Source organism: Billgrantia hypersalina (assembly GCF_052584175.1).
In genome coordinates this window covers 328,070-350,249 of record NZ_JBMIQI010000017.1, presented here as the reverse complement: position 1 = coordinate 350,249, position 22,180 = coordinate 328,070, and the positions used below count along the sequence as shown (strand labels likewise).

The window sequence follows — 22,180 nt, the reverse complement described above, 5'->3', positions numbered from 1 at the left end:
ACCCCGGCTTCACGCGAAGCCGGGGCTTTCATTGCGAGGCTGCCATGAAGTTCTCACCCGATGCCAAACCCGAGCGATGGCTGGGCTCGCTGGCGCTGGCCGTCATTTCGTTGATCAGCCTGGGCAATGTCGTCACGCGCTACGTCACGGGCGGCTCGCTGGCCTTCACCGAGGAGTTCTCGGTGTTCCTGCTGGTGGTGCTGACCTTTGCCGGCGCCTCGGTGGCGCTGCGACGCAACGGCCATATTCGTATCGGCCTGCTCGAACGTGCCCTTCCGGCGGGGCCGCGCCGTGCCTTGGTGCTCTTCCAGGGGCTGTGCGGCGCCGCCGTGCTGGGCCTGATCCTCTGGTACGGTGCCAAGCTGACCTGGGAAGAGTACCAGTGGGAATCGCTGTCGCCGGGCCTGGGCCTGCCCCAGTGGTGGTATCTCGCCTGGCTGCCGCTGCTGTCGGCGACGATGCTGGTGCGCCTGGTTCAACAGACCCGAGACCGCCTGAGCGGGAGGCTCGACGATGAGCCCTGACCTGTGGATGATACTGGCCTTCGCTGGGCTGTTGATCGCCGGCGTGCCGGTGGCCTTCTCGCTGGCCATGGCCGGCGCGGTGGGCATCGTATCGGGCCTATCGCCCGAGATGCTGGCCACACTGGGTACCAATACCTACAACAGCATCGCCAAGTATCCGCTGATCGCCATCCCGCTGTTCATCATGACCGGGCTGATCTTCGAGCGCGCGGGGGTGGCGCTGCGCCTGGTGCGCTTCGCCCAGGCCCTGATCGGCCCGCGTCACGGTGGGTTGGCGCTGGTAGCCGTGTTGGTGTGCATGATCATGGGCGGCATGAGCGGCTCCGGGCCGGCGGATGCCGCGGCGGTGGCCATGGTGATGCTGCCGAGCATGACCAAGGCGGGCTATCCCAGGCCCTTCTCGGCCACGTTGATCGCCGCCTCCGCCTCCACGGCAATCCTGATTCCGCCCTCGGTGGCGCTGATTCTCTATTCCATCGTGGTGCCGGGCGTCGACCTGCGGGCGCTGTTTGCCGCTGGGCTGTTCCCCGGCGTGCTGGCCGGCCTGGCGCTGCTGGTGCCGGCACTGCTGGTGTCGAGGCGCTACGGCTGGGAAGGCGGTGGTGCCATGGCCGTAACCGAGAGGCCGCGAGTCGCCGAGAGTTTCAAGCAGGCGCTGCCGGCGCTGTTTGCTCCGGTGCTGATTCTCGGTGGGCTGCGCTCCGGGCTGTTCACGCCTACCGAAGCGGCAGTGGTGGCGGTCGCCTATGGTGCGCTGATAGGGCTGTTCGTGACCCGCGAGCTGCGCCTGCGCGACCTGTGGAGCCTGCTTGGCGAAGCGGCGGTAATCTCCGGTGTGGTGATGCTGATCATCGCCCTGGCCGGCATCTTCGCCTGGGCCGGCACCATGCTGGGGACCTTTCGTCATCTGGCGGAGTGGATCATCGGCCTTTCCGACAACGGCGTAATGCTGCTGATCCTGATCATGATTGCCGTGCTGCTGGCAGGCATGCTGCTCGATGCCATCTCGATCTACCTGATCATGATGCCGATCCTGATACCGGTGATGCAGCACTTCGGCTGGAATCCGGTATGGTTCGGGATCCTGCTGGCGATGAACATCGCCATCGGCCAGTTCACACCCCCGGTGGCCGTCAACCTGATGGTGACCACCGAAATCGCCAAGATTCGGCTGGAGCAGACCGTGGGCTGGGCGCTGTTGTTCGTGCTGGCCATGGCCAGCGCACTGGCCATGGTGGCGATTTTTCCGGAACTTGCCCTGTGGTTGCCACGCACGCTTGGCTACAGCGTCTAGTCGAGGGCGTCCAGGGTGCGCTGGAATACCTCGGCGCTCTGGGCATCGAACAGCACGAAGCGCACCCGTTCGATACCAGGACATCGAGGCAGCGTCTCGCTGACCGTGCCAAGGGCGACGCGGGCCGCCTCCTCAAGGGGATAGCCGAAGGCACCCGCGGAGAGGGCGGGAAAGGCGATGCTGGCAATCCCGTGGCGTTCGGCCAGCTCGAGCGCGTTGCGATAGCAATCGGCCAGCAGCGCTTCTTCCGGTATATCGCGGCCGTACACCGGCCCCAGGCAGTGGATGACGTGGCGGTTGGGCAGGCCGAAGGCCTCCGTGATCACGGCCTGGCCGGGCTCGACGGGCGCCAGTGGGCGGCACGCCCGGTCGAGCTCCGGTCCGGCCGCCCGATGCAGGGCGCCGGCTACGCCGCCGCCTGGCCGCAGTGCGGCGTTGGCCGCATTGACGACGGCTTCGATGTCGGGCTGGTTGGCGATATCGCCTTGACGGCACTCCACTTCGGCTGGCATCTCGCTGTCTCCTGAGGCGTGTCGTATCAGTCTGGTCGGCGAGCGCGACCTCGTTCAAGCAAGGATCGAGCGAGCCGGCCAGTTTCTTCTATCCAACGTGAGGAGACAGTCATGCGACTGCCTGCGCGCTATGCTCCCCTGGCCTTTGGGGTACTGATGTCGATCTACATGGTCACGCTCATGACCTTTGTCATTACCTGGGTGAATACGGGGCTCGGGGCAGGGTTTCTCGGGCGCTGGTGGCGTGCCTTCTATATTGCCTGGCCGATCGCCTTTGTCCTGATACTTCTCGGTGCGCCACGCTTGCAGCGCCTGGTAGGGCGCTGGGTCGAGAAGGCGTGAACGAGCTTCGGTTCGATGGAAACGTTCTGTTGCATTTCGTCTCCATTGGCGTGACATTCGTTGCAAATAATAGCATAAACTTGCAACTCGTCCGCTCAGACGGTACCAATGTGCTCCCCCGATAAGCCACGGCTCACCGACTCGTGTCGGTGTGACGGCCGCTTTGTGCCGCAGCGCAGGTTTTCCCGCCCATGGCCCACAACAACAGGAGGAGACAATGAACCAGCGTGTGAACATCGATCTCGGCAGTGCCGGAGCCGAGGCCATCGAGGCCCGCCAATTCAAGGTCTATACCCATCGCCAGTTGGACAAGATCGAGGCGTTGCAGAATCTGCCGGATGAACTGCGTTTCGACATGCGGGTGGTCAGCCAGGTGCTACCCTTTCGCGTCAACGAGTACGTCATCGAGGAACTGATCGATTGGGACGATGTGCCGGCCGATCCCGTCTTCCAACTCACTTTTCCCCAGCGCGGGATGCTCAGGCCCGAGCATTTCGACGAAGTGGCCGACCTGTTGCGCCGAGAGGCCGATAGTGCCGAAATGAAGCCCGTGATCGAGCGCATTCGCGGCGAGCTCAACCCGCACCCGGCGGGGCAGATGGACCTCAACCTGCCCATGCTGGATGGCGAGCCGCTGCCCGGCATGCAGCACAAGTACCGCGAGACGGTGCTGTTCTTCCCCAGCCAGGGGCAGGTGTGCCACAGCTACTGCACCTTCTGCTTTCGCTGGGCGCAGTTCGTTGGCGACAAGGAGCTGAAGTTCGCCTCCAGCGAAGCCGATTCCCTGCACCGCTACCTGGCCGAGCATCCCGAGGTCACCGACCTGCTGATGACCGGCGGCGATCCCATGGTAATGAAGGCCAAGCACCTACGCCTCTATCTGGAAGGGCTGATGAAGCCCGAGCTCGACCACGTCCAGGACATCCGCATCGGTTCCAAGAGCCTGACTTTCTGGCCCTATCGCTTCGTCACCGACCCGGACGCCGAGGATATCCTGGCGTTATTCCGTGAATTGACCGCCGCCGGCAAGCACGTGGCCTTCATGGCGCACTTCAATCACTGGAAGGAGATGGAGACGCCGATCTGCCGCGAGGCGGTTCGCCGAATCCGTGCCACCGGTGCCGAGATTCGTACCCAGGCGCCGCTGCTCCGACACATCAACGACGACGCGGGACAGTGGGCGCGCATGTGGACCACGCAGGTGCGCCTCGGAATGATCCCCTACTACATGTTCGTCGAGCGAGATACCGGCGCCCGCCACTATTTCGAGGTACCGCTGGTCAGAGCCTGGGAGATCTACCGCGAAGCGGCGAAGCAGGTGCCCGGCCTGGCGCGTACCGCCCGCGGGCCCTCCATGTCCGCCGATCCGGGCAAGGTGGAGGTCCAGGGCATCACCGAGATCCACGGCGAGAAAGTCTTCGTGTTGCGCTTCATCCAGGGACGCGACAGCGATTGGGTGCAGCGCCCTTTCTTTGCCAAATACGACGCGCAGGCGACCTGGCTCAATCACCTCGAGCCGGCGCTGGGCGAGAGCGAATTCTTCTACGAGGCCGACTTTGCCGCCATGAAGACGCGCAAACGGGAGCTCATCCTGATGGCGTCGTAAAAGACAGGGATCACCCCTCTTATGGGCCATGCCATTAAGGAATTAACGTTCACTAAACGAAAATCGCGACTAGAATTAGCTCAAGTTGAAAAAGACCGTCATGACGGTGTTTTTTTCGCTAAAGTAGGTGTGTGCGGTAGCAACCGTCAGCCAAGGGGCTCTATGCGTCTTGGCTACTCAGGGATCTTGCTTTCAGCAATGACAGCTAGACAAATAACGTCCAAAGAGGTGTGTTAATGAAACGCCATGCTTTTTCCGCAGCCGCCTTCTCGGGAGCCCTGCTGGGGGCAGCCATGTTCTCTGCACCGGCCGTGGCTCAGGAGCGTTACATCACTATCGGTACCGGCGGCCAGACCGGTGTCTATTATGTCGTGGGACAGTCCGTCTGTCGCATGGTGAATCGCGGCAGCGAAGAGCACAACATTCGCTGTAACGCGCCGTCCACGGGCGGCTCCGTGGCCAACGTCAACGGCATGAAGAGCGGCGAGCTCGATATGGGCGTGGTGCAGTCCGACGTCCAGTACCGCGCTTTCCATGGCGAGGACAATTTCGAGTCCGACGGTGCCTGGGAAGAGATGCGTGCCGTCTTCACCATGCACGGCGAGCCGCTGACCGTGGTGGCACGTGCCGATTCCGGCATCGAGCACTTCACCGATCTCGAGGGCAAGCGCGTCAATATCGGCAATCCGGGCTCCGGCCAGCGCAACACCATGAATGTCGTCATGGAGGCCATGGGCTGGGATACCGATACCTTCTCCCTGGCCTCCGAGCTGGATGCCGCCGAGCAGGCTGCCGCCCTGGCCGACAACAATGTCGATGCCATGGTCTACGTGGTCGGTCATCCCAACGGCTCCATCCAGGAGGCCACTACCACCGTCGAGGCCAACCTGATTCCGGTGACCGGTGATGAAATCGACGAGCTGGTCGAGGAATATCCCTACTACACCCGGTCCGTGATTCCGGGCGGCCTCTATCGTGGTAACGACGAGGATGTCGAGACCTTCGGCGTGGCCGCGACCTTCGTCACGCATGCCGACCTCGACGAGGAGATCGTCTACGAGACCGTCAAGGCGGTATTCGAGAACTTCGACCGCTTCAAGCGTCTGCATCCGGCGTTCGAGAATCTCAACGAGGAAGACATGATATCAGACGGCCTGACGGCTCCGCTGCATGAAGGTGCCGAGCGCTACTACCGCGAGCGTGGCTGGATCGAGTGATCGAATAGAGAGGGCAGACACCCTCTGGTGAGATTGCGCGGACCCTGGGGGTCCGCGCATCTGTTTGCATGGGCCACCGGCAGGACGAATACGCTCCTCATGAACCGACGGTTTCCAAGTGCTAAGCGAAGTGGGGCACAACGGTAATGACTGACGAAAAGACGAATCCACGCAACCCCGGGGTAGATCTCGAGGAAATGGTCGCCTCGAGCGATAGCGGGGCACGCAAGCCGCTCGGGGCCCCGGGCAAGCTGCTGGTCGGTGTGGCGGCCGCCTGGTCGCTTTTCCAGCTCTGGATTGCCTCGCCGCTACCCTACATTTTTCGCTTTGGGGTATTCAACGCCACCGAAGCACGTTCCATCCATCTGTCTTTCGCCATTTTCCTGGCGTTCATGGCCTATCCCGCGCTAAAGCGCTCGCCACGCGATCGGATTCCGCTGCAGGACTGGGTGCTGGCGCTGGTCGGCGCCTTCTGTGCCGCCTACATGTACATCTTCTATGCCGAGCTCTCCGAACGCCCGGGATCGCCCATCCTTCGCGACGTGATCGTGGGTGTGGTCGGCATTCTGGTGCTGCTCGAAGCGACGCGTCGGGCACTTGGGCCGCCGTTGATGGTCGTGGCCTCCATCTTCATTCTTTATTCGCTCTTCGGGCCCTACATGCCGGGTATTCTGGCCCACCGGGGGGTTAGCCTCTACGGCCTGATCAACCACCAGTGGCTGACCACTCAGGGCGTGTTCGGTATCGCGCTGGGCGTGTCCACCAGCTTCGTTTTCCTGTTCGTGCTGTTCGGTGCGTTGCTCGACAAGGCTGGCGCCGGCAATTACTTCATCAAGGTCGCTTTCTCGCTGCTCGGCCATTTCAAAGGGGGGCCGGCCAAGGCGGCCGTGGTAGCCTCGGGCATGACTGGCCTGATTTCCGGTTCGTCCATCGCCAATACGGTGACTACCGGCACCTTTACCATCCCGATGATGAAACGGGTCGGTTTCTCCGCCGAAAAGGCCGGTGCGGTGGAGGTATCCTCTTCGGTCAACGGCCAGATCATGCCGCCGGTCATGGGGGCCGCGGCCTTCTTGATGGTCGAATATGTCGGTATCCCCTATGTCGAGGTGATCAAACACGCCTTCCTGCCGGCGGTGATCTCCTACATTGCGCTGATCTACATCGTGCATCTCGAGGCGCTCAAGGCCAACATGAAGGGGCTGCCGTCGAGCAATCCGGTTCGCCCTTTCCTCAACAAGGCGCTCGGCTTCCTTACCGGCCTGATCCTGCTGATGGCGCTGTCGTTCGCCGTGTACTACGGCCTCGGCTGGCTCAAGCCGTTGCTGGGCGATGCCACGCCCTGGGTCATCGGGGTGCTGCTGGCGGTGGTCTACGTCGGCCTGCTCAAGCTCGGCTCGAACTATCCGGAACTCGAACTCGACGACCCCAATTCGCAAGTGGTCAAGCTGCCGGAGACCCGGCCGACCGTGATGGTGGGGCTGCATTACCTTCTTCCGGTGCTGGTGCTCGTCTGGTGCCTGATGGTGGAGCGCCTGTCCCCCGGGCTTTCCGCCTTCTGGGCGACGGTTTTCATGATCTTCATCATGATCACCCAGCGGCCCATTACCGCGTTCTTTCGCGGGCGCAGCAAGCTGATGGCGGATATCAAGGAGGGTTTCCTCGATCTGTGGGACGGGCTGGTGGCAGGGGCTCGCAACATGATCGGCATCGGTATCGCCACCGCCGCCGCAGGCATCGTGGTGGGTGCCGTATCCCAGACCGGCGTGGGCCTCGTGCTGGCCGATGTGGTCGAGATCCTCGCCATGGGCAACCTGATGCTGATCCTGCTGCTGACCGCGCTCCTCAGCCTGGTGCTCGGCATGGGGCTACCCACCACGGCCAACTATATCGTGGTGTCCGCTCTGATGGCCCCGGTCATCGTTCTGCTGGGCCAGCAGAACGGTCTGATCGTGCCGTTGATCGCGGTGCACCTGTTCGTCTTCTATTTCGGCATCATGGCCGACGTGACGCCACCGGTGGGGCTGGCATCGTTCGCCGCGGCGGCAGTTTCCGGTGGCGATCCGCTGCGCACCGGCTTCCAGGCGTTCTACTACAGCCTGCGCACCGCAGCGCTACCGTTCCTGTTCATCTTCAACACTGACCTGCTGCTCATCGAAGTGGGCTGGTTCCAGGGCATACTGATCTTCGTCATTGCCACCATCGCCATGCTGATCTTCGCTGCGGGCACCCAAGGCTACTTCCTGGTGCGCAACCGGTGGTACGAATCGATCTTGCTGCTGTTGGTGGCGTTCACTCTGTTCCGCCCCGGTTTCTGGATGGATCGGATCCACGATCCCTACGAGTCGGTGCCGCCTTCGCAGTTCGCCCAGACGTTGGCCGATGTGGAAGATGGCAGCCAGCTGCGCGTGCAGATCGCCGGCGAGGATCCCTTCGGCGCCCCGATGACCACCTACGTCCTGGTGCCTGTGCCGAATGGCGATACCGCCGAGGAGCGCATGGAGCGTCTTGGCCTGGAACTGATGACGGAAGACGATAGGACCATCGTCGATTTCGTCGAGTTCGGCAGCACGGCGGAGGATCTCGGCTTCGATTTCGACCAGGAGATCGTCGAGGTGCTGGCCCCGGTGGATCGCTGGGCCAAGGAGTGGATGTGGATCCCGGGCTTCCTGGTGTTCGGTCTGGTAGTGCTGCTGCAGCGCCGGCGTCAGCGTCGGCAGCCAGAGACTTCGACCACCCACGCCGCTTGAGGAGGGGAGAGATGTACAACAAGATTCTGCTGCCGATCGACCTCAACGAAGAGTCTTCGTGGGCCAAGGCATTGCCCAATGCCATCACCCTGTGCCGAACCTTCGATGCTTCGCTGCACGTGGTGACGGTGATGCCCGATTACCATATGCCCATGGTGAGCTCCTACTTCCCTCGCGACTTCTCGAAGAAAGCGCATGAAGCGCTCTCCCAGGCTCAGCGGCGTTTCATCGAGGAGCACGTGCCCGAGGAGATCGAGGTGCACTCGGTGATCGTCGACGGCTCGCCCTGGGAGGCGATCGTCAAGGCGGCCAAGAAGCTCGAGGTCGACCTGATCGTGATGGCATCGCACAACAAGCGCAAGTTCGCCGACTACGTGCTGGGCCCCAACGCCGAACACGTGGTGCATCACACCAAGGTATCGGTAATGATCGTCCGCTGACCTTCGTGCTCCCGCCTGCGGGTTCGCTGACCCGCAGGCGATCGAGCGGGGAGGGCTTTCGCTGCCGCGGCGTCAGGCCTGGGTGCCCCAGGTGTCCTGGCAGATGGCGTTGTACCAGCCGATGGCGTATTCGGCTTCGAGCGCCCGAGTGGTCTCTGGAGCGTTCCGAGGACTCAGGCCTCCGGCCCCTTCCACTTCGGCGATGGCACCATTCCTCACGCGATAGACGCCGGCCGTCGAGATGCCATACTCGGGGCCGACCAGGCTGTAGCTGGCACTGGTCCAGTAGGCCTCGGGGGTGGGGCGAGACTCGAGGGAGGCGGCGATGGCCGCTGCGGCCACCTTGGCCTGGGCACTGGCACAGAAGCCCGATTTGGGCATCGGGTCGGCAATGCTGGCGTCGCCGATCACGTAGACATCCTCGGCCTGCTGCGATTCGAAGGTGTCCGGCTTGACCGGCACCCAGCCGGTTTCGTCGGTGACGCCAGCTCGCTCGGCGATCCACCCGGCTTTCTGGGGCGGAATGACATTCAGGACGTCGGCCTTGTGCACGATGCCCTGCTCCGTTTCCACTTCCAACCGATCGGCATCGACTCGGGTCACGCGGCCATCATTCGAACGGCCCACCCATTCGATGCGGTCGCCGTAGAGCCGTTTCCAGCCCTCCATGAACAGTTCCTGCTTGGCGAAGTCGTCCTTGGCGTCGAGAATCAGCACCTTGGACTTCGGCTTGAACTGTTCCAGATAGTTGGCGATCAGGCTGGCCCGTTCGTAGGGGCCGGGCGGGCTGCGGAAGGGATTGGACGGTGCCACCAGAATGCAGGTACCACCGTCCTCCATGGCTTCCAGCTGGGAGCGCAGCAATTCGGTCTGCGGGCCGGCCTTCCAGGCGTGAGGCGCCTTCTCGGCGGCGGCCTCGTCGTAGCCTTCCAGGGCGTCCCAGCGAAAGTCGATACCTGGCGAAAGGATCAGTCGGTCATATTCCAGGTCACGCCCGGTGGAGAGCCGCACCGTGTGTGCCGAGGCGTCGACCTCCTCGGCCTCGGCGTGTATGACGCGCACACCGTAGCGTTCCTGCAATTCGTCATAGCCACGGGCGAGGCTGTCCATGCTGCGTAGCCCGGCCAGATGAAGGTTGCTGAAAGGGCAGGTGAAGAAGGTCTCGGCCGGCTCGACCAGGATGACCTCGATGGCGGGATTGGCCCGCTTGAGATACTTGGCGGCCGTGGCACCGCCGAACCCGCCGCCTACCACCACGACCTGGCCGGCATGCTGGCTGCCGATGGAGAAGGGCGTGATGCCAGCGACCAGCGGCAATAACGAAGCGGCGCCCAGCCCCTTGATCAGTTGCCGGCGGTTGAGAGCGGAACGTGAGGTTTGTTCTGTCATGGGGCGTCTTGCTCCTGCGCTTCTTCTTCGCTTGCCGGAGCAGCGTCTGCGGCGGGGTGAATGGCGGCGAAATGCTCAGCAAGAGCGGCAAGCTCCGCATCGCTGAAGCCCTTGGCGATGCGGTCCATGATGGTGGCATCGTTCTGGGGGTCATGCTTTAACTCGAGAAGGCGCGCTTCCAGCACGACGGCCGGCCTGCCGGCGATGGTCGGCACGCTGCCCACCTGGCGTCCGTCGGTGCCATGACAGTTGGCGCAGGCGCCTGCCATGAGGGCAACTTGTTCGGAGGGGAACTCCTCCTCGGCAACACCCGGGGAGGCGGCTCCCACGAGCGGCAACGTACCGAGCAGCACCAAGGCCACCCTCTGAAGGATCCGTTTCATTGCAGCCTCCCTGGTTGCATTTCTATGTACGACCCATCCCTGTGCAGCACGTTCATGGCAGCCGGCCGATGTCGTGTTCCCTACAGTAGCGTTGAAGCGGCATGGGCGGGAAGAGAGCGGTTGCTCGCTGCGTTGACAACTTTGCTCGGCAGCCTTGTGCGCGCTCAACTACAGTGAAGCGGTAGGAAGACAACAAGACGTCGTCCGGACCTCCCGGCCGGAAAGACGCCAATCGTCCCTCCCATGGCGACCATACGGGGTACAACAATGAATGCAGCCACACGAAGCGCCGGACCGTCATCCGCTCCCAGCGTCAAGATCACCATCAACGCCATCGGCATGGACAGGCCGCGAGCCTGGCTCATGGCCGGCATCGAGGATTTTCGTCAAGCGACGGCCGTCAGCCTCGCCTACGGCATGTTCTGGGTAGGTTTGAGTATCGCCATTACGGCAGGCGCCATAGCGCTCGACTTATGGCACTGGCTCCTGCCCATGCTTGCCGGATTCATGTTCATGGGGCCGCTGGTGGCGGTTGGCTCCTACGGCATCAGCCGGGCGCTGGAGGACAAGTGCGTCCCGCACCTGGGCAACGCCTTCAGTTCCTGGCGGCCGCACGCCGGTCAACTGGCCATGATGGGCGTGATGATGATGATCTTCTTTCTCGTCTGGATTCGCCTGGCGACGTTGCTTTTCGCCCTGTTCTTCGGCTTCGATGCGCCTGGGCCCGTCGAACTCTACGCCATGCTGCTCACCACCTCGCAGGGACTCGGCATGATTGCCGTGGGCACCGCGGCAGGGGCGGTGCTGGCCTTCGGCGCCTTCACCATCAGCGTGGTCGCCATTCCGACGCTGATGGATCAGGACCTGACCTTCATGGAAGGTATCGAGGCCAGCATTCGCGCGGTGGCCCGCAATTTCCGGCCGATGCTGCTGTGGGCCGTCATCCTGACTGCCTGCGTCATCGTCGGCATGCTGACCTTCTATATCGGCCTGGCAGTCATCTTGCCGGTGCTGGGGCATGCCAGTTGGCACGCCTACAAGGAACTGGTTCGCTGTGAGCCAGCGGAAAATATGCGCTGAAGCCGGGCTGGCGAGCCGAACCGGCAGGGGGCAGCCCCCTGCCGCAAAACGTTTGCCTCCCGACCTGAACTTTTCTTGAGATTCGAGTACGCTTGGCCCTTTCCCGTGACCACGGACTGCCCCCAATGCCTCGATCATGGCCAAGTCGTGCAGCGCTAACTTTCGGTCTCTATGTCAATCTCGCCCTGCCGCCCGCCATGGCTGCGGCGCTGCCGGCACCCGAAGGCGAGGTGCTGCTCAGGGTGACGGGTAATATCGAACATCCCAACGTCGGCGACGAGCTGCACCTCGACCGGGAACAGATGATGTCCCTCTCGCCGCACGTGATCGAGACGAGTACCCCTTGGACGGAAGGTGTCGGGCGCTTCGAAGGCCCTCTCTTTCGCGCCGTGCTGGAGACGGCTGGAGTGAACAGCGAGAGCGTGCGCGTCCAGTCTTTGAACGAATACGAAATCGAGATACCGCTCAGCGACCTGCAAGAATACGAGGTGATCCTCGCCATTGAGCGTGACGGCGAGCCCATCGCGGTACGCGACCTGGGCCCTGTCTTCGTGCTTTATCCCTTCGACGAGCATCCGGACCTGCTCAACGAAACCATCCGCCATCGCTCCGTGTGGCACGTGGGTACCGTACATGTACCGTGAGGTATTACGTTTCTTCCGTCCACCCCGGTACGCGAGGCGCTGAGCATGCTGCGCTATCCGCTGCGGCTCAAGCTGGGACTGGCGGCAGCCTTGGTGTTCTTCACTGCGGCCCTGGTGGTGGTGGGCATTGCTGCCTGGCGCCAGGAGGCGCTACACAAGAGTGTGGTCGGGGACGCCGACTGGCATGCCTACAAGCTCGATCGTGACATCGTTCAACTGCGCAGCGACCTGGCGCTGCAGGTGGGCAACGCCCGTTCACTGGACGCGCTGCGGCTGCGTTTCGAGCTGATCTACAGCCGAATCAACCTGCTCCAGCGGGGCGACGTCAATCAACTGCTGGCCCAGACGCGCATGGGCGAGCGGCTCCTGTCCGACCTGGTCGTGTTGATGGACGACACCGACTCCCTGCTCGAGGAGATCGAGCGGCTCGGCCAGGGCGAACGCTGGGTCGTGTCGGATCGGCTCGAGCGAGTTGGCGGCTTGACCGAGCAGCTGATCGTAGCCATCAAGGGGCACCAGGCCGAGGTGGCGACGAGCGACCGTAAAGCGTTGCAGACACTCTACGCCTTGCTGCTGGCGCTGATCCTGGCCATGAGCCTGACGGCACTGCTGGTGGTCGGCTTCCTGGTGCGAGAGGCGCGCGACAACGCCGAAGCCCGTCGTTCGCTCGAATCGCTGAGTCGGGAGCTACAAGCCACTGCGCATCAGGCCGAGGCGGCCAGCCAGGCGAAATCGGAATTCCTGGCCACCGTGAGCCACGAGATACGTACGCCGCTGAACGGTGTCATCGGCATGAGCGACCTGCTCATGGATCGGCCCCTCGATGCACAATCGCGAGAGTTCGCCCGCACCCTGCACGTCAGTGCCGCCCGGTTGCTGGAACTGATCAACGACATCCTCGACTTTTCCAAGATCGAATCCGGCAAGCTGGAGCTCGAACAGCGCCCGATTCGCCTGGCGACGCTTATCGGCGATGCCTGTCGTCTCTTTGGCCCGCGCGCCCAGGCCAAGGGACTCGAGCTGGTGACCTTTATCTCACCGGCACTGCCGGAGTCTATCCAAGGCGACCCGGCCAGGCTGCGCCAGGTGCTGCTCAACCTGCTTTCCAATGCCATCAAGTTCACCGAGCAGGGGGAAGTGCGCATCGAGGCAACGGTGAGCCGTCAGGGGCGCTTGAGCCTGGCCGTGCGAGATACCGGCCCAGGTATCGAGGCGGACAATCGGGAATGGCTCTTCGAGCCTTTCCGCCAGGGCGACGCCTCGACGGCGAGACGCTATGGTGGCACGGGGTTGGGATTGGCAATCAGCCGACGCCTGACGGAAGCCATGGGCGGCAAGATCGGGGTCGACAGCCATCCCGGCCAGGGCAGCCGCTTCTGGATCGAACTACCACTGAAAGCGGTAGGCGCCGAGGAACCGGAGCCGCCTGCACCGCCCCCGATCCTGGAGCCCGCCGAGGGCAGCAAAGTGCTGCTGGTGGAGGACAACCCGGTCAACCAGCAGGTGGCCGTGGCGATGCTGGAACGGCACGCTTGCGACGTCACCGTGGCCGATAGCGGCAGCAGGGCGCTGGAGCTTGCCGAACGAACGCCCTTCGATATGATCTTCATGGATGTGCAGATGCCCGGCATGGATGGGCTGGAAACCACTCGGCGCCTGCGGGCGATGCCGGGCTGGCCCGCCAGGGTGCCGATCGTGGCGATGACTGCGGGGGGGCCGGGCGCCGAGCGTGAGCGATGTCTGGCAGCGGGCATGACCGACTATCTTGTCAAACCGCTGCGCCGTGCCGACCTCGCCACGGCGTTGAAGCAGGGCCTGCCCGGGAAATCCCGGGGAGAAACGTCGGACGAGTTCGTTACGGCGGGTATGCTGGACGAGAACGTACTCAAGGAGCTCGAAGGGTCGCTGGGGCCGGAAGCGCTTGCCCGGCTGTTCGCCGTGCATCGCGAACAGCTGCAGCAGCATGTCGAGTCCCTGCAGGCGGCCTACGAGTGTGGCGATCTGGCGGCAATGGCAGCAAGGGCGCATCGCATCAAGGGGGAGTCGGGGAGTCTCGGCGGGCGCCGGCTTGCCGAGGTTGCACGGCGACTGGAGTTGTTCGCCCATGGTGAACAAAGCGACGACGTCGCCATAGAACTCAAGGTACTGCAGGCCACCATACCCCTTACCATCGAGACACTCGAGAGCTGGCTGAACGAGCGGTTGGACGTTCGCTAGGCACGCTTGCGTTGTGATGAGGCTCGTCGCCGCCCTACACTGGAGCGAAATCGCGGAGGGTCGCCATGGATCTGCCCTGTGCCAAGCCTGCCGAATGGGAACGTCACCACGCCGGCCCGAACGTGCGAACCGCTTTCAGCGCACATCAAGACCCTGCGGTAGCGGCGCGCGAGCTTGCCGAAGCGTTCGTACGCTTCGAGCTGGGCTTCGTGCTGTTCTTCTGCAGCGCAGAGTATCCGCTCGAGACGCTGGGAAGCGCCATGGGTGAGGCCTTCCCAGGAGTACCGTTGGCGGGATGCACCACGGCAGGGGAGATCACGCCGAAGGGCTACTGCCGGGGCTGTATCGTGGCGATAGGGTTCGGTCGCCGCGACTTTTCCGTTTCCTGTGCGCTGATCGACGATCTGGCGGGCTTCGATTTGATCCAGGCGCAGCAGCTTACCGGCAGGCTGCTCGAGGATTGTCGGGGGCTAGCCCCGGGTGAGCCTGATGGTAAACGCTTCGTCATGACCTTGCTGGATGGGCTTTCCAGCAGCGAGGAGCAAGTCCTTGCAACGCTGGATACCGCACTGGGCAGCATTCCCAGCTTCGGCGGTTCGGCCGGTGACGACAACCGCTTGGCGCACACCCACGTCTTCAGCGGAGGACGCTTCCATCGCGATGCAGCCGTCGTGGTGATGTTCCACACACCCGTGCCTTTCGAAGTCTTCACGGCCCATCATCTGCGCCCGCAGACGACGAAGCTGGTAGTGACTCGGGCCGACAGCGAGCGTCGCCGGGTGCTGGAACTCAATGCCGCGCCTGCGGCCGACGAATACGCACGGCTGGTGGGAACGTCACCCGCGTCCTTGACGCCCGAGATATTCGCACGGCATCCGTTGGCCGTCCGCATCGGCGGGCAGCACTATGTCCGCTCCATACAGGGAGCGAACGAGGACGGCAGTCTCAGTTTCTACTGTGCCGTCGAGAATGGCATCGTACTGACTGCCATGCAGCCTGCTCCGCTGCTGGAAGAACTCGAAGGCGTTCTGGCCGGGTTGCGCCAGCGGCTGGGAGAGCCGGCCCTGATACTCGGCTGCGACTGCTTCCTGCGCAGGCTCGAACTGGAGAGCCGAGGACAAGTTGCCGAGGCCTCCCGACTCCTGGGGCGGGCCGGCGTCATCGGTTTCAACACCTATGGGGAGCAGTACCATGGCATGCACCTCAACCAGACCTTCACCGGGGTCGCCATTGGATCTCGCCCGTCCCGCCGAGCCGGTGGGCACGCCCACTGAGAGGGAGGCGGCTCTCCGTCAGGAGAACGATCGCCTGCGGCGCATCTGTGCCTCGCTGATCGAGCGAGTGGAGGCCGGCGGCACCGTCGGTGGCGCCCCCTATGCCGCCTTCGAACACACCGTGCTGCTGGCCGAGCAGGTGCGTGAGCGCACCGAGGCACTGCAGCAGACCTTGCTCGAACTGCACCAGGCCAAGGCTGAGGCCGAAGCGGCCAATCGCTCCAAGACACGCTTTCTGGCTGCAGTGAGTCACGACCTCCTGCAGCCTCTCAACGCGGCGCGCCTGTTCACCTGTGCTCTCAAGGAGCACGACCTGCCCGGTCCCTCGCGCCGTCTGGTCGGCAACGTCGCGCGTTCGCTCAAGGATGTCGAGGCCCTGCTCGGCACGCTGGTGGATATCTCTCGTCTCGATGCGGGACTGCTCAGGCCCGACAAGACGCCGTTCCGGGCCAGCGAGCTACTCGACGTCCTGGCCGAGGAATACCGCCAGATGGCATCGGCGGGCGGTCTCCAGCTTCGCTATGTGGCCAGCCATGCGGTGATCGAGTCGGACCTGGCGTTGCTGGCGCGAGTGGTGCGCAACTTTCTCTCCAACGCGATCCGCTATACCCCGCAAGGGCGTATCCTGCTGGGCTGCCGACGCCGGCCCGAAGGGCTCGAGATCGTGGTGGGGGATACCGGACCCGGCATCGAGCCGGCGCAGCAGAAAGCGATCTTTCTCGAGTTTCGCCGGCTCGGCATCAGCCCGGACGAGCGGGACCGCGGGTTGGGGCTGGGGTTGGCGATCGTCGATCGCATCAGCGGTATGCTGGGCCATCCGCTGCGGTTGGTTTCTCGTCCGGGACACGGGGCTCTGTTTTCCATTCTCGTGCCCTATGCCGCGCCAGCGCGGATCGTGGCGAGTCGTTCCGGCGCCGAATCGCGGAATGACGCATCGGCTCCGTTGGCCGGCGCCACGGTTTGGGTGATCGACAACGATCACGCCATACGGGAAGGTATGGAGGCGCTCTTGAGTGGCTGGGGGTGCCAAGTCGTCACGGCGGCGTCGCTGGACGGGCTCGATGCGCAGGGCATCGCCTGTCGTCCCGATGCGCTGCTGATCGACTACCACCTGAGCGATGACAGCGACGCCGCGGACGGGCTCGCGGTGGCCGATCGGTTGCGCCGGCGCCATGCCGGGCTGCCGGTGATACTGATCACGGCCAACCACGACGCAGCCGTCAAGGCCAGGGCGCGCCGCGCGGGATTCGACTGCCTGCTCAAGCCGCTCAAGCCGCTGCGCCTGCGCATGCTGCTGTTGCAGCGTCTCGCCGCGGCGACGCCTTAAACCGAGCTCGGACGGTGTCCGGGTAGATCACCCATGCTGAGGCTCCCAGGCACCGGCTGCCACGATGGCTTGCACCCGGCTGGCGACGCCGAGCTTGCGCAGGATCGCCGAGACATGGGTCTTGACCGTCGTCTCGGCGATATCGAGCTCGCGGGCGATCTGCTTGTTGGAGTGGCCGCGTACCATCAGCAACAGGACTTCCCGCTGTTTCTCGGTCAGCGAGCCAAGGTGTGTCGCGAGGGAAGTTTCCGACTGAGGCCGGGGCGCGGAAGCGGGAGGGCGCCGCATGATATCGGGCGGAAGATAGACCTGCCCGTCGAGCATGTGGCTCAGGGCGTTGAGCAGGGCGGTGCGTGAGGTTGATTTCGGAATGTAGCCCACCGCGCCGAGGCTGATGGCATCCAGAACGACGCGCCGGTCCTGTTCGGCAGATACGATGGCGACCGGCAGTTCCGGCAATGTCTCGCGCAGTTGCGTCAGGCCCGAAAGGCCTGCCGCATCGGGTAGGTCGAGGTCGAGCAGCAGCAGGTCGATGTCCGGGTGGCATTGCGCCTGGTGCAGGGCGCGCGCAAGGCTATCCGCCTCCAAGAGACGGCAGGCCGGGAGCCCCGCCGCGATCACGGCAGCGATGGCTTCGCGAAACAACGGATGGTCGTCGGCGACCATCAGGGTATGTGTCGGGGGCATCGCGGCCCTCCCTTCTTTCACTCTCTCCTCCCAAGGGATGAGATCGTCTCCTGCCACGGCAGTATGTCGCAATTTGCATTTCTGACCAACACTGGGGGAGCACCTACCCATAACGATAACGTCAGGAGCCATGCCATGATCTATGCCAACCCGGGCAGCCCCGATTCCGTCGTCTCCTTCGACAAGCGCTACGGCAACTATATCGGCGGTGAATTCGTGCCACCGGTGAAGGGGCAATATTTCGACAACGTCAGCCCGGTCAACGGGGAAGTCTTTTGCGAGATCCCCCGCTCGACGGCGGAGGACATCGACAAGGCGCTCGATGCCGCCCATGCCGCTGCCCCCGCCTGGGGCAAGACCGCCGCCGCCGAGCGCAGCAACATCCTGCTCCGCATCGCCGATCGCATCGAGCAGAACCTGGAAATGCTGGCCGTGGCCGAGACCTGGGACAACGGCAAGGCGGTACGTGAAACCCTCAATGCCGATATTCCCTTGGCCGTCGACCACTTCCGCTACTTTGCCGGGTGCATCCGCGCCCAGGAGGGCACCGCCGCGGATATCGACGCCCATACCGTTGCCTATCACTTTCACGAGCCGCTGGGCGTGGTAGGGCAGATCATTCCCTGGAACTTTCCCCTCCTGATGGCCTGCTGGAAGCTTGGCCCGGCCCTGGCCGCCGGTAACTGCGTGGTACTCAAGCCCGCCGAGCAGACCCCGGCCTCGATTCTCAAGCTGATGGAGCTGATCGGCGATCTGCTGCCGCCGGGCGTGGTCAACATCGTCAACGGCTACGGTGCCGAGGCCGGCCAGGCGCTGGCCACCAGCAAGCGCATCGCCAAGATCGCCTTCACCGGCTCCACCCCGGTGGGGGCGCACATCCTCAAGTGTGCCGCCGAGAACATCATCCCCTCTACCGTGGAACTGGGCGGAAAGTCGCCCAATATCTACTTTGCCGACATCATGAACGCCGAGCCGGAGTTCATCGAGAAGGCGGCCGAGGGCCTGGTGCTGGCCTTCTTCAACCAGGGCGAGGTGTGCACCTGTCCGTCGCGAGCGCTGATTCAGGAGAGCATGTACGACGCCTTTATGGCCAAGGTCATGGAGCGGGTACAGACGATCAAACGCGGCAATCCGCTGGACACCGACGTTCAGGTTGGGGCCCAGGCTTCCCAGGAGCAGTTCGACAAGATCATGTCCTACATGGACATCGCCCGCGAGGAGGGCGCCGAGTTCCTCACCGGCGGCGACAAGGAGAGCTTCGATCCCGCCTATGACAAGGGCTATTACATCCAGCCGACCCTGCTCAAGGGGCACAACAAGATGCGCGTGTTTCAGGAGGAAATCTTCGGCCCGGTGGTGGCGGTCACCACCTTCAAGGACGAGGAAGAGGCATTGGCGATCGCCAACGACACCGAGTTCGGCCTCGGTGCTGGCGTCTGGAGCCGCGACATCAACGTTGCCTTCCGCATGGGGCGTGGCATCCAGGCCGGCCGAGTCTGGACCAACTGCTACCACCAGTATCCGGCGCATGCCGCTTTCGGCGGCTACAAGAAGTCCGGCGTCGGTCGCGAAACCCACAAGATGGCCCTGGAGCACTACCAGCAGACCAAGAACCTGCTGGTGAGCTACGACACCAACCCGCTCGGATTCTTCTGAGCCCAGCTGCCCGCTCCGCTGGGGCGGGCGGCTCTTCCTATCTTCGAGAGCGGCCTACCGCTCCGTTCCCCTGGCGATTCCGTGAAACCCGCGGGCGGCCCTTCGCTGCCCGCCAGCCACCAGGAAAAGGATAATGGACAAGACGATGAAGGCCGCCGTGGTGCGCGAATTCGGACAACCGCTGGCGATCGAGGAAGTCGAGGTACCGCGCCCCGGCCCCGGAGAGGTTTTGGTCAAGGTGGCCGCTTCGGGCGTGTGCCACACCGACTTGCATGCCGCCCACGGCGACTGGCCGGTCAAGCCCAGCCCGCCTTTCATTCCCGGACACGAGGGCGTGGGGCATGTGGCGGCGGTGGGTGCCGGCGTCAAGCACGTCAAGGAGGGTGATCGCATCGGCGTGCCCTGGCTGCACTCCGCCTGCGGCCACTGCGAGCACTGCCTGGGCGGATGGGAAACCCTGTGCGAATCGCAGCAGAACACCGGCTACTCGGTCAATGGCGGCTTCGCCGACTATACCCTGGCGGTGGCCGACTACGCCGGGCACTTGCCGGATAACATCGGTTTCATCGAGATCGCCCCGGTACTGTGTGCCGGCGTTACCGTCTACAAGGGGCTAAAGGTCACCGATACTCGTCCCGGCCAGTGGGTAGTGATATCGGGTATCGGTGGGCTGGGGCACATGGCGGTGCAGTACGCCAAGGCCATGGGCCTGAACGTGGCGGCTGTGGACATCGACGATGCCAAGCTGGCGTTGGCCGAGCGCCTGGGCGCTAGCGTCACCGTCAACGCGGCGAAGACAGACCCGGTGAGCTATCTCAGGCAGCAGATCGGTGGTGCCCACGGCGTGTTGGTCACGGCAGTGTCACCCAAAGCCTTCGAACAGGCGCAAGGCATGGTGCGGCGCGGCGGCACCATTTCCCTCAACGGCCTGCCGCCCGGCAATTTTCCGTTGCCGATTTTCGAGACCGTCCTCAATGGCATTACTGTGCGCGGCTCGATCGTGGGTACTCGCCAGGACCTGCAGGAGTCGCTGGATTTCGCCGGCGAGGGCAAGGTCAAGGCCACGGTGAGCACCGATCGGCTGGAGAACATCAATAATGTCTTCCAGCGACTGCACGAGGGTCGGATAGAAGGGCGGGTAGTGCTCGATCTCGCCAGCGAATAAGCGTGTTGTCTCGTCGCACGCCATAGGCGACTTTTCAGGCGCGACCCATGTCGCGCCTTTTTTCCTCTCTTTTCTGAGAAAGCTTCTAGGCTCCCTGTAACGACACCGGATTCGTCGTATACCAGGAGACCGACATGGAAGAGAAGGCGATCGACTGCGTGGTCGTCGGCGCAGGTCCCGCCGGGCTGGCTGCCGGCATCAATCTTCAGCGCTTTCTGCGCGACATCCGCATCATCGACGATGGATGCAGCCGTGCGGCACTGATTCCGTCCACTCACAACTACCCCGGCTTCGGCAATGGCATCAGTGGCCTCGCCTTGTTGGAGAGGCTCCGGGCCCAGCTCAAGGCCAATGGCGGCCATGTGACGTCAGGGCGGGTGGTGCGGCTGGAGCGCAACGTGGACGGTACGTTCGACGTCACGACCGACACCGAGGTCATCCGATCCCGGACGGTACTACTGGCCAGTGGGGTCGTCGACGTCGAACCGACGTTGAAAGGCTTCCAGTCAGTGAAAGAGAAGGGCTTGATCCGCTACTGTCCCATTTGCGATGGTTTCGAATTCACGAGAGAACGCATCGGTATCATTGCTCGCGATGCCCATGGCGTTGACGAGGCCGTATTCATCAAGCGGTTCAGTGGCGATCTGACGCTGATCGATATCGAAGGGGGCGCTTACCTGGACAATGCCTCGATCGAGCGCCTGGCTCGCGAAAACATTGCGCTGGTGCAGGGGAAAGTGAGCGACATGCATGACGATGCACGCCAGCGCATCCATCTTCGCATGGACGACGGTCGGGAGGTTACCTTCGATGCCTTGTATTGCGCTTTGGGGACCCAGGTACGCAGCGAACTCGGCACGAACATGGGGGCACTGAGAAACCCCCAGGGCTACCTGGTCGTGAATCCGCATATGCAAACGGGAATCGAGGGGCTATACGCCGCAGGCGACATGACCAACCAATTGAGCCAGATCACGGTGGCCACCGGCCAGGCTTCGATTGCGGCCACCGCCATTCACAATCGGCTCCAGAATCGCGGATAGAAATGGCGCGGGATGGACTCGACCTGCATCAGGAGCGGCTGCAGCACGTGGCGGCGCTACTCAAGAGCAGCGGAGCGCGCCGTGTCCTCGATCTCGGCTGTGGCTCGGGCGGCTTGCTGCAGTTCCTGCTGCCTGAGCCTCAGTTCGATAAGGTGGCGGGGCTGGAACTTTCCGGGGAATTGCTCGCACAGGCGAAGCTGCGCCTGGAACGCCTGCCAGCCGCTCGGCGCGAAAGGCTCACGCTGGTGTGTGGCTCCTATACGGAACCCCATGCGGTACTCATGGGCTTCGAAGCGGCCGCCATGGTCGAGACCATCGAACACGTGCCGCCGGGTTCCCTGTCGCAAGTGGAGCGGAGTGTCTTTGGCACATTGCGCCCCGGCCTGCTCGTACTGACGACCCCCAACCACGACTACAACCCCTTGTTCGGACTGGCCCGCGGCGAGTTCCGCGATCCCGACCACCGCTTCGAATGGTCGCGGGATCGCTTTCGTGACTGGGCTCGCGGCGTTGCCCATCGCAACGGCTATCGGGTCACTCTCTCGGGATTCGGCGAATGGCATCCCGAGCTGGGCCAGCCAACGCACCTGGCCGTTTTCAAGCGATGAACCATGCCGAGCCGAGCGTCAT

20 protein-coding genes are annotated in these 22,180 nt (G+C 63.5%); 16 read left to right on the top strand and 4 right to left on the bottom strand.

The window, feature by feature from the left end; genetic code table 11:
• Nucleotides 1-44: 44 nt before the first annotated feature.
• Together ACOJCM_RS14570 and ACOJCM_RS14565 are read left to right on the top strand one after the other, a co-directional pair.
• Nucleotides 45-524, top strand: a complete 480-nt coding sequence (locus tag ACOJCM_RS14570; RefSeq protein ID WP_445212783.1) for a TRAP transporter small permease — start codon at nt 45-47, stop codon at nt 522-524.
• A complete protein-coding gene (locus ACOJCM_RS14565; RefSeq protein ID WP_445212782.1) occupies nt 514-1,818 on the top strand; it encodes a TRAP transporter large permease in 1,305 nt (434 codons plus the stop codon). The genes ACOJCM_RS14570 and ACOJCM_RS14565 overlap by 11 nt, the downstream gene beginning before the upstream one ends.
• On the opposite strand, the gene ACOJCM_RS14560 is transcribed toward ACOJCM_RS14565, so the two are convergent.
• Nucleotides 1,815-2,330: a macro domain-containing protein gene (locus ACOJCM_RS14560; protein WP_445212781.1), complete on the bottom strand. Its 516-nt coding sequence runs from the start codon at nt 2,328-2,330 to the stop codon at nt 1,815-1,817. The two genes, ACOJCM_RS14565 and ACOJCM_RS14560, sit on opposite strands and share 4 nt — an antisense overlap.
• Before the next feature lie 111 nt (nt 2,331-2,441).
• Between ACOJCM_RS14560 and ACOJCM_RS14555 the strand changes: the two genes are divergently transcribed.
• The 5 genes from ACOJCM_RS14555 to ACOJCM_RS14535 all read left to right on the top strand — a co-directional run bounded on the left by ACOJCM_RS14555 (nt 2,442) and on the right by ACOJCM_RS14535 (nt 8,685).
• Nucleotides 2,442-2,672, top strand: coding sequence for a DUF2798 domain-containing protein (locus tag ACOJCM_RS14555; RefSeq protein ID WP_445212780.1), 231 nt, complete (start codon nt 2,442-2,444; stop codon nt 2,670-2,672).
• Nucleotides 2,673-2,889: 217 nt separating this feature from the next.
• Nucleotides 2,890-4,278, top strand: coding sequence for a KamA family radical SAM protein (locus ACOJCM_RS14550; protein WP_445212779.1), 1,389 nt, complete (start codon nt 2,890-2,892; stop codon nt 4,276-4,278).
• Between the two features lie 236 nt (nt 4,279-4,514).
• A complete protein-coding gene (locus ACOJCM_RS14545) occupies nt 4,515-5,495 on the top strand; it encodes a TAXI family TRAP transporter solute-binding subunit (protein WP_445212778.1) in 981 nt (326 codons plus the stop codon).
• 146 nt (nt 5,496-5,641) lie between these two features.
• Nucleotides 5,642-8,245, top strand: coding sequence for a TRAP transporter permease (locus ACOJCM_RS14540; RefSeq protein ID WP_445212777.1), 2,604 nt, complete (start codon nt 5,642-5,644; stop codon nt 8,243-8,245).
• Nucleotides 8,246-8,256: 11 nt separating this feature from the next.
• Nucleotides 8,257-8,685, top strand: coding sequence for a universal stress protein (locus tag ACOJCM_RS14535; protein ID WP_445212776.1), 429 nt, complete (start codon nt 8,257-8,259; stop codon nt 8,683-8,685).
• 72 nt (nt 8,686-8,757) lie between these two features.
• On the opposite strand, the gene ACOJCM_RS14530 is transcribed toward ACOJCM_RS14535, so the two are convergent.
• Both ACOJCM_RS14530 and ACOJCM_RS14525 read right to left on the bottom strand, forming a co-directional pair.
• Nucleotides 8,758-10,074, bottom strand: a complete 1,317-nt coding sequence (locus tag ACOJCM_RS14530) for an FCSD flavin-binding domain-containing protein (RefSeq protein ID WP_445212775.1) — start codon at nt 10,072-10,074, stop codon at nt 8,758-8,760.
• Nucleotides 10,071-10,457 carry a c-type cytochrome gene (locus tag ACOJCM_RS14525; RefSeq protein WP_445212774.1) on the bottom strand — a complete coding sequence of 129 codons (387 nt, stop codon included), beginning with the start codon at nt 10,455-10,457 and terminating at the stop codon, nt 10,071-10,073. Before ACOJCM_RS14525 ends, ACOJCM_RS14530 begins: the two co-directional genes overlap by 4 nt.
• Before the next feature lie 267 nt (nt 10,458-10,724).
• Between ACOJCM_RS14525 and ACOJCM_RS14520 the strand changes: the two genes are divergently transcribed.
• The 5 genes from ACOJCM_RS14520 to ACOJCM_RS14500 all read left to right on the top strand — a co-directional run bounded on the left by ACOJCM_RS14520 (nt 10,725) and on the right by ACOJCM_RS14500 (nt 16,999).
• Entirely contained in the window at nt 10,725-11,537 is an 813-nt protein-coding gene (locus ACOJCM_RS14520; protein WP_445212773.1) for a DUF2189 domain-containing protein, read from the top strand.
• A 125-nt stretch (nt 11,538-11,662) separates the two neighbouring features.
• On the top strand, nt 11,663-12,181 hold the full coding sequence (locus tag ACOJCM_RS14515; protein WP_445212772.1) for a molybdopterin-dependent oxidoreductase: 519 nt from the start codon (nt 11,663-11,665) through the stop codon (nt 12,179-12,181).
• Between the two features lie 45 nt (nt 12,182-12,226).
• Complete coding sequence (locus ACOJCM_RS14510; protein ID WP_445212771.1) at nt 12,227-14,398, top strand: ATP-binding protein; 2,172 nt, start codon at nt 12,227-12,229, stop codon at nt 14,396-14,398.
• A gap of 65 nt (nt 14,399-14,463) precedes the next feature.
• The gene (nosP, locus tag ACOJCM_RS14505) at nt 14,464-15,672 is read left to right on the top strand and encodes a nitric oxide-sensing protein NosP (RefSeq protein ID WP_445212770.1); all 1,209 of its coding nucleotides are present in this window, start codon (nt 14,464-14,466) and stop codon (nt 15,670-15,672) included.
• A complete protein-coding gene (locus ACOJCM_RS14500; protein WP_445212769.1) occupies nt 15,629-16,999 on the top strand; it encodes an ATP-binding response regulator in 1,371 nt (456 codons plus the stop codon). The genes nosP and ACOJCM_RS14500 overlap by 44 nt, the downstream gene beginning before the upstream one ends.
• Nucleotides 17,000-17,026: 27 nt before the next feature.
• Here ACOJCM_RS14500 and ACOJCM_RS14495 read toward each other — a convergent pair whose 3' ends face one another.
• Nucleotides 17,027-17,686 (bottom strand): LuxR C-terminal-related transcriptional regulator, encoded by a 660-nt coding sequence (locus ACOJCM_RS14495; RefSeq protein WP_445212768.1) that lies wholly within the window; start codon nt 17,684-17,686, stop codon nt 17,027-17,029.
• A 135-nt stretch (nt 17,687-17,821) separates the two neighbouring features.
• Between ACOJCM_RS14495 and exaC the strand changes: the two genes are divergently transcribed.
• The 4 genes from exaC (at nt 17,822) to ACOJCM_RS14475 (ending at nt 22,158) form a co-directional block, all read left to right on the top strand.
• Complete coding sequence (gene exaC / locus ACOJCM_RS14490; RefSeq protein ID WP_445212767.1) at nt 17,822-19,342, top strand: acetaldehyde dehydrogenase ExaC; 1,521 nt, start codon at nt 17,822-17,824, stop codon at nt 19,340-19,342.
• A 133-nt stretch (nt 19,343-19,475) separates the two neighbouring features.
• Nucleotides 19,476-20,507: an alcohol dehydrogenase AdhP gene (adhP, locus tag ACOJCM_RS14485; RefSeq protein WP_445212766.1), complete on the top strand. Its 1,032-nt coding sequence runs from the start codon at nt 19,476-19,478 to the stop codon at nt 20,505-20,507.
• A 134-nt stretch (nt 20,508-20,641) separates the two neighbouring features.
• Nucleotides 20,642-21,550 (top strand): NAD(P)/FAD-dependent oxidoreductase, encoded by a 909-nt coding sequence (locus ACOJCM_RS14480; protein ID WP_445212765.1) that lies wholly within the window; start codon nt 20,642-20,644, stop codon nt 21,548-21,550.
• Between the two features lie 2 nt (nt 21,551-21,552).
• Nucleotides 21,553-22,158 (top strand): methyltransferase domain-containing protein, encoded by a 606-nt coding sequence (locus tag ACOJCM_RS14475; protein ID WP_445212764.1) that lies wholly within the window; start codon nt 21,553-21,555, stop codon nt 22,156-22,158.
• The last annotated feature ends 22 nt before the right edge of the window (nt 22,159-22,180 follow it).

Bases quoted from the DNA above. Each gene is read 5' to 3' on its own strand.
- ACOJCM_RS14480 (WP_445212765.1), top strand. From the start codon at position 20,642: ATGGAAGAGAAGGCGATCGACTGCGTGGTCGTCGGCGCAGGTCCCGCC.
- ACOJCM_RS14555 (WP_445212780.1), top strand. From the start codon at position 2,442: ATGCGACTGCCTGCGCGCTATGCTCCCCTGGCCTTTGGGGTACTGATG.
- ACOJCM_RS14560 (WP_445212781.1), bottom strand. From the start codon at position 2,330: ATGCCAGCCGAAGTGGAGTGCCGTCAAGGCGATATCGCCAACCAGCCC.
- ACOJCM_RS14550 (WP_445212779.1), top strand. From the start codon at position 2,890: ATGAACCAGCGTGTGAACATCGATCTCGGCAGTGCCGGAGCCGAGGCC.
- ACOJCM_RS14520 (WP_445212773.1), top strand. From the start codon at position 10,725: ATGAATGCAGCCACACGAAGCGCCGGACCGTCATCCGCTCCCAGCGTC.
- ACOJCM_RS14515 (WP_445212772.1), top strand. From the start codon at position 11,663: ATGCCTCGATCATGGCCAAGTCGTGCAGCGCTAACTTTCGGTCTCTAT.
- ACOJCM_RS14545 (WP_445212778.1), top strand. From the start codon at position 4,515: ATGAAACGCCATGCTTTTTCCGCAGCCGCCTTCTCGGGAGCCCTGCTG.
- nosP (WP_445212770.1), top strand. From the start codon at position 14,464: ATGGATCTGCCCTGTGCCAAGCCTGCCGAATGGGAACGTCACCACGCC.
- exaC (WP_445212767.1), top strand. From the start codon at position 17,822: ATGATCTATGCCAACCCGGGCAGCCCCGATTCCGTCGTCTCCTTCGAC.
- ACOJCM_RS14540 (WP_445212777.1), top strand. From the start codon at position 5,642: ATGACTGACGAAAAGACGAATCCACGCAACCCCGGGGTAGATCTCGAG.
- ACOJCM_RS14475 (WP_445212764.1), top strand. From the start codon at position 21,553: ATGGCGCGGGATGGACTCGACCTGCATCAGGAGCGGCTGCAGCACGTG.
- ACOJCM_RS14510 (WP_445212771.1), top strand. From the start codon at position 12,227: ATGCTGCGCTATCCGCTGCGGCTCAAGCTGGGACTGGCGGCAGCCTTG.
- ACOJCM_RS14525 (WP_445212774.1), bottom strand. From the start codon at position 10,457: ATGAAACGGATCCTTCAGAGGGTGGCCTTGGTGCTGCTCGGTACGTTG.
- ACOJCM_RS14565 (WP_445212782.1), top strand. From the start codon at position 514: ATGAGCCCTGACCTGTGGATGATACTGGCCTTCGCTGGGCTGTTGATC.
- ACOJCM_RS14570 (WP_445212783.1), top strand. From the start codon at position 45: ATGAAGTTCTCACCCGATGCCAAACCCGAGCGATGGCTGGGCTCGCTG.
- adhP (WP_445212766.1), top strand. From the start codon at position 19,476: ATGGACAAGACGATGAAGGCCGCCGTGGTGCGCGAATTCGGACAACCG.
- ACOJCM_RS14530 (WP_445212775.1), bottom strand. From the start codon at position 10,074: ATGACAGAACAAACCTCACGTTCCGCTCTCAACCGCCGGCAACTGATC.
- ACOJCM_RS14535 (WP_445212776.1), top strand. From the start codon at position 8,257: ATGTACAACAAGATTCTGCTGCCGATCGACCTCAACGAAGAGTCTTCG.
- ACOJCM_RS14495 (WP_445212768.1), bottom strand. From the start codon at position 17,686: ATGCCCCCGACACATACCCTGATGGTCGCCGACGACCATCCGTTGTTT.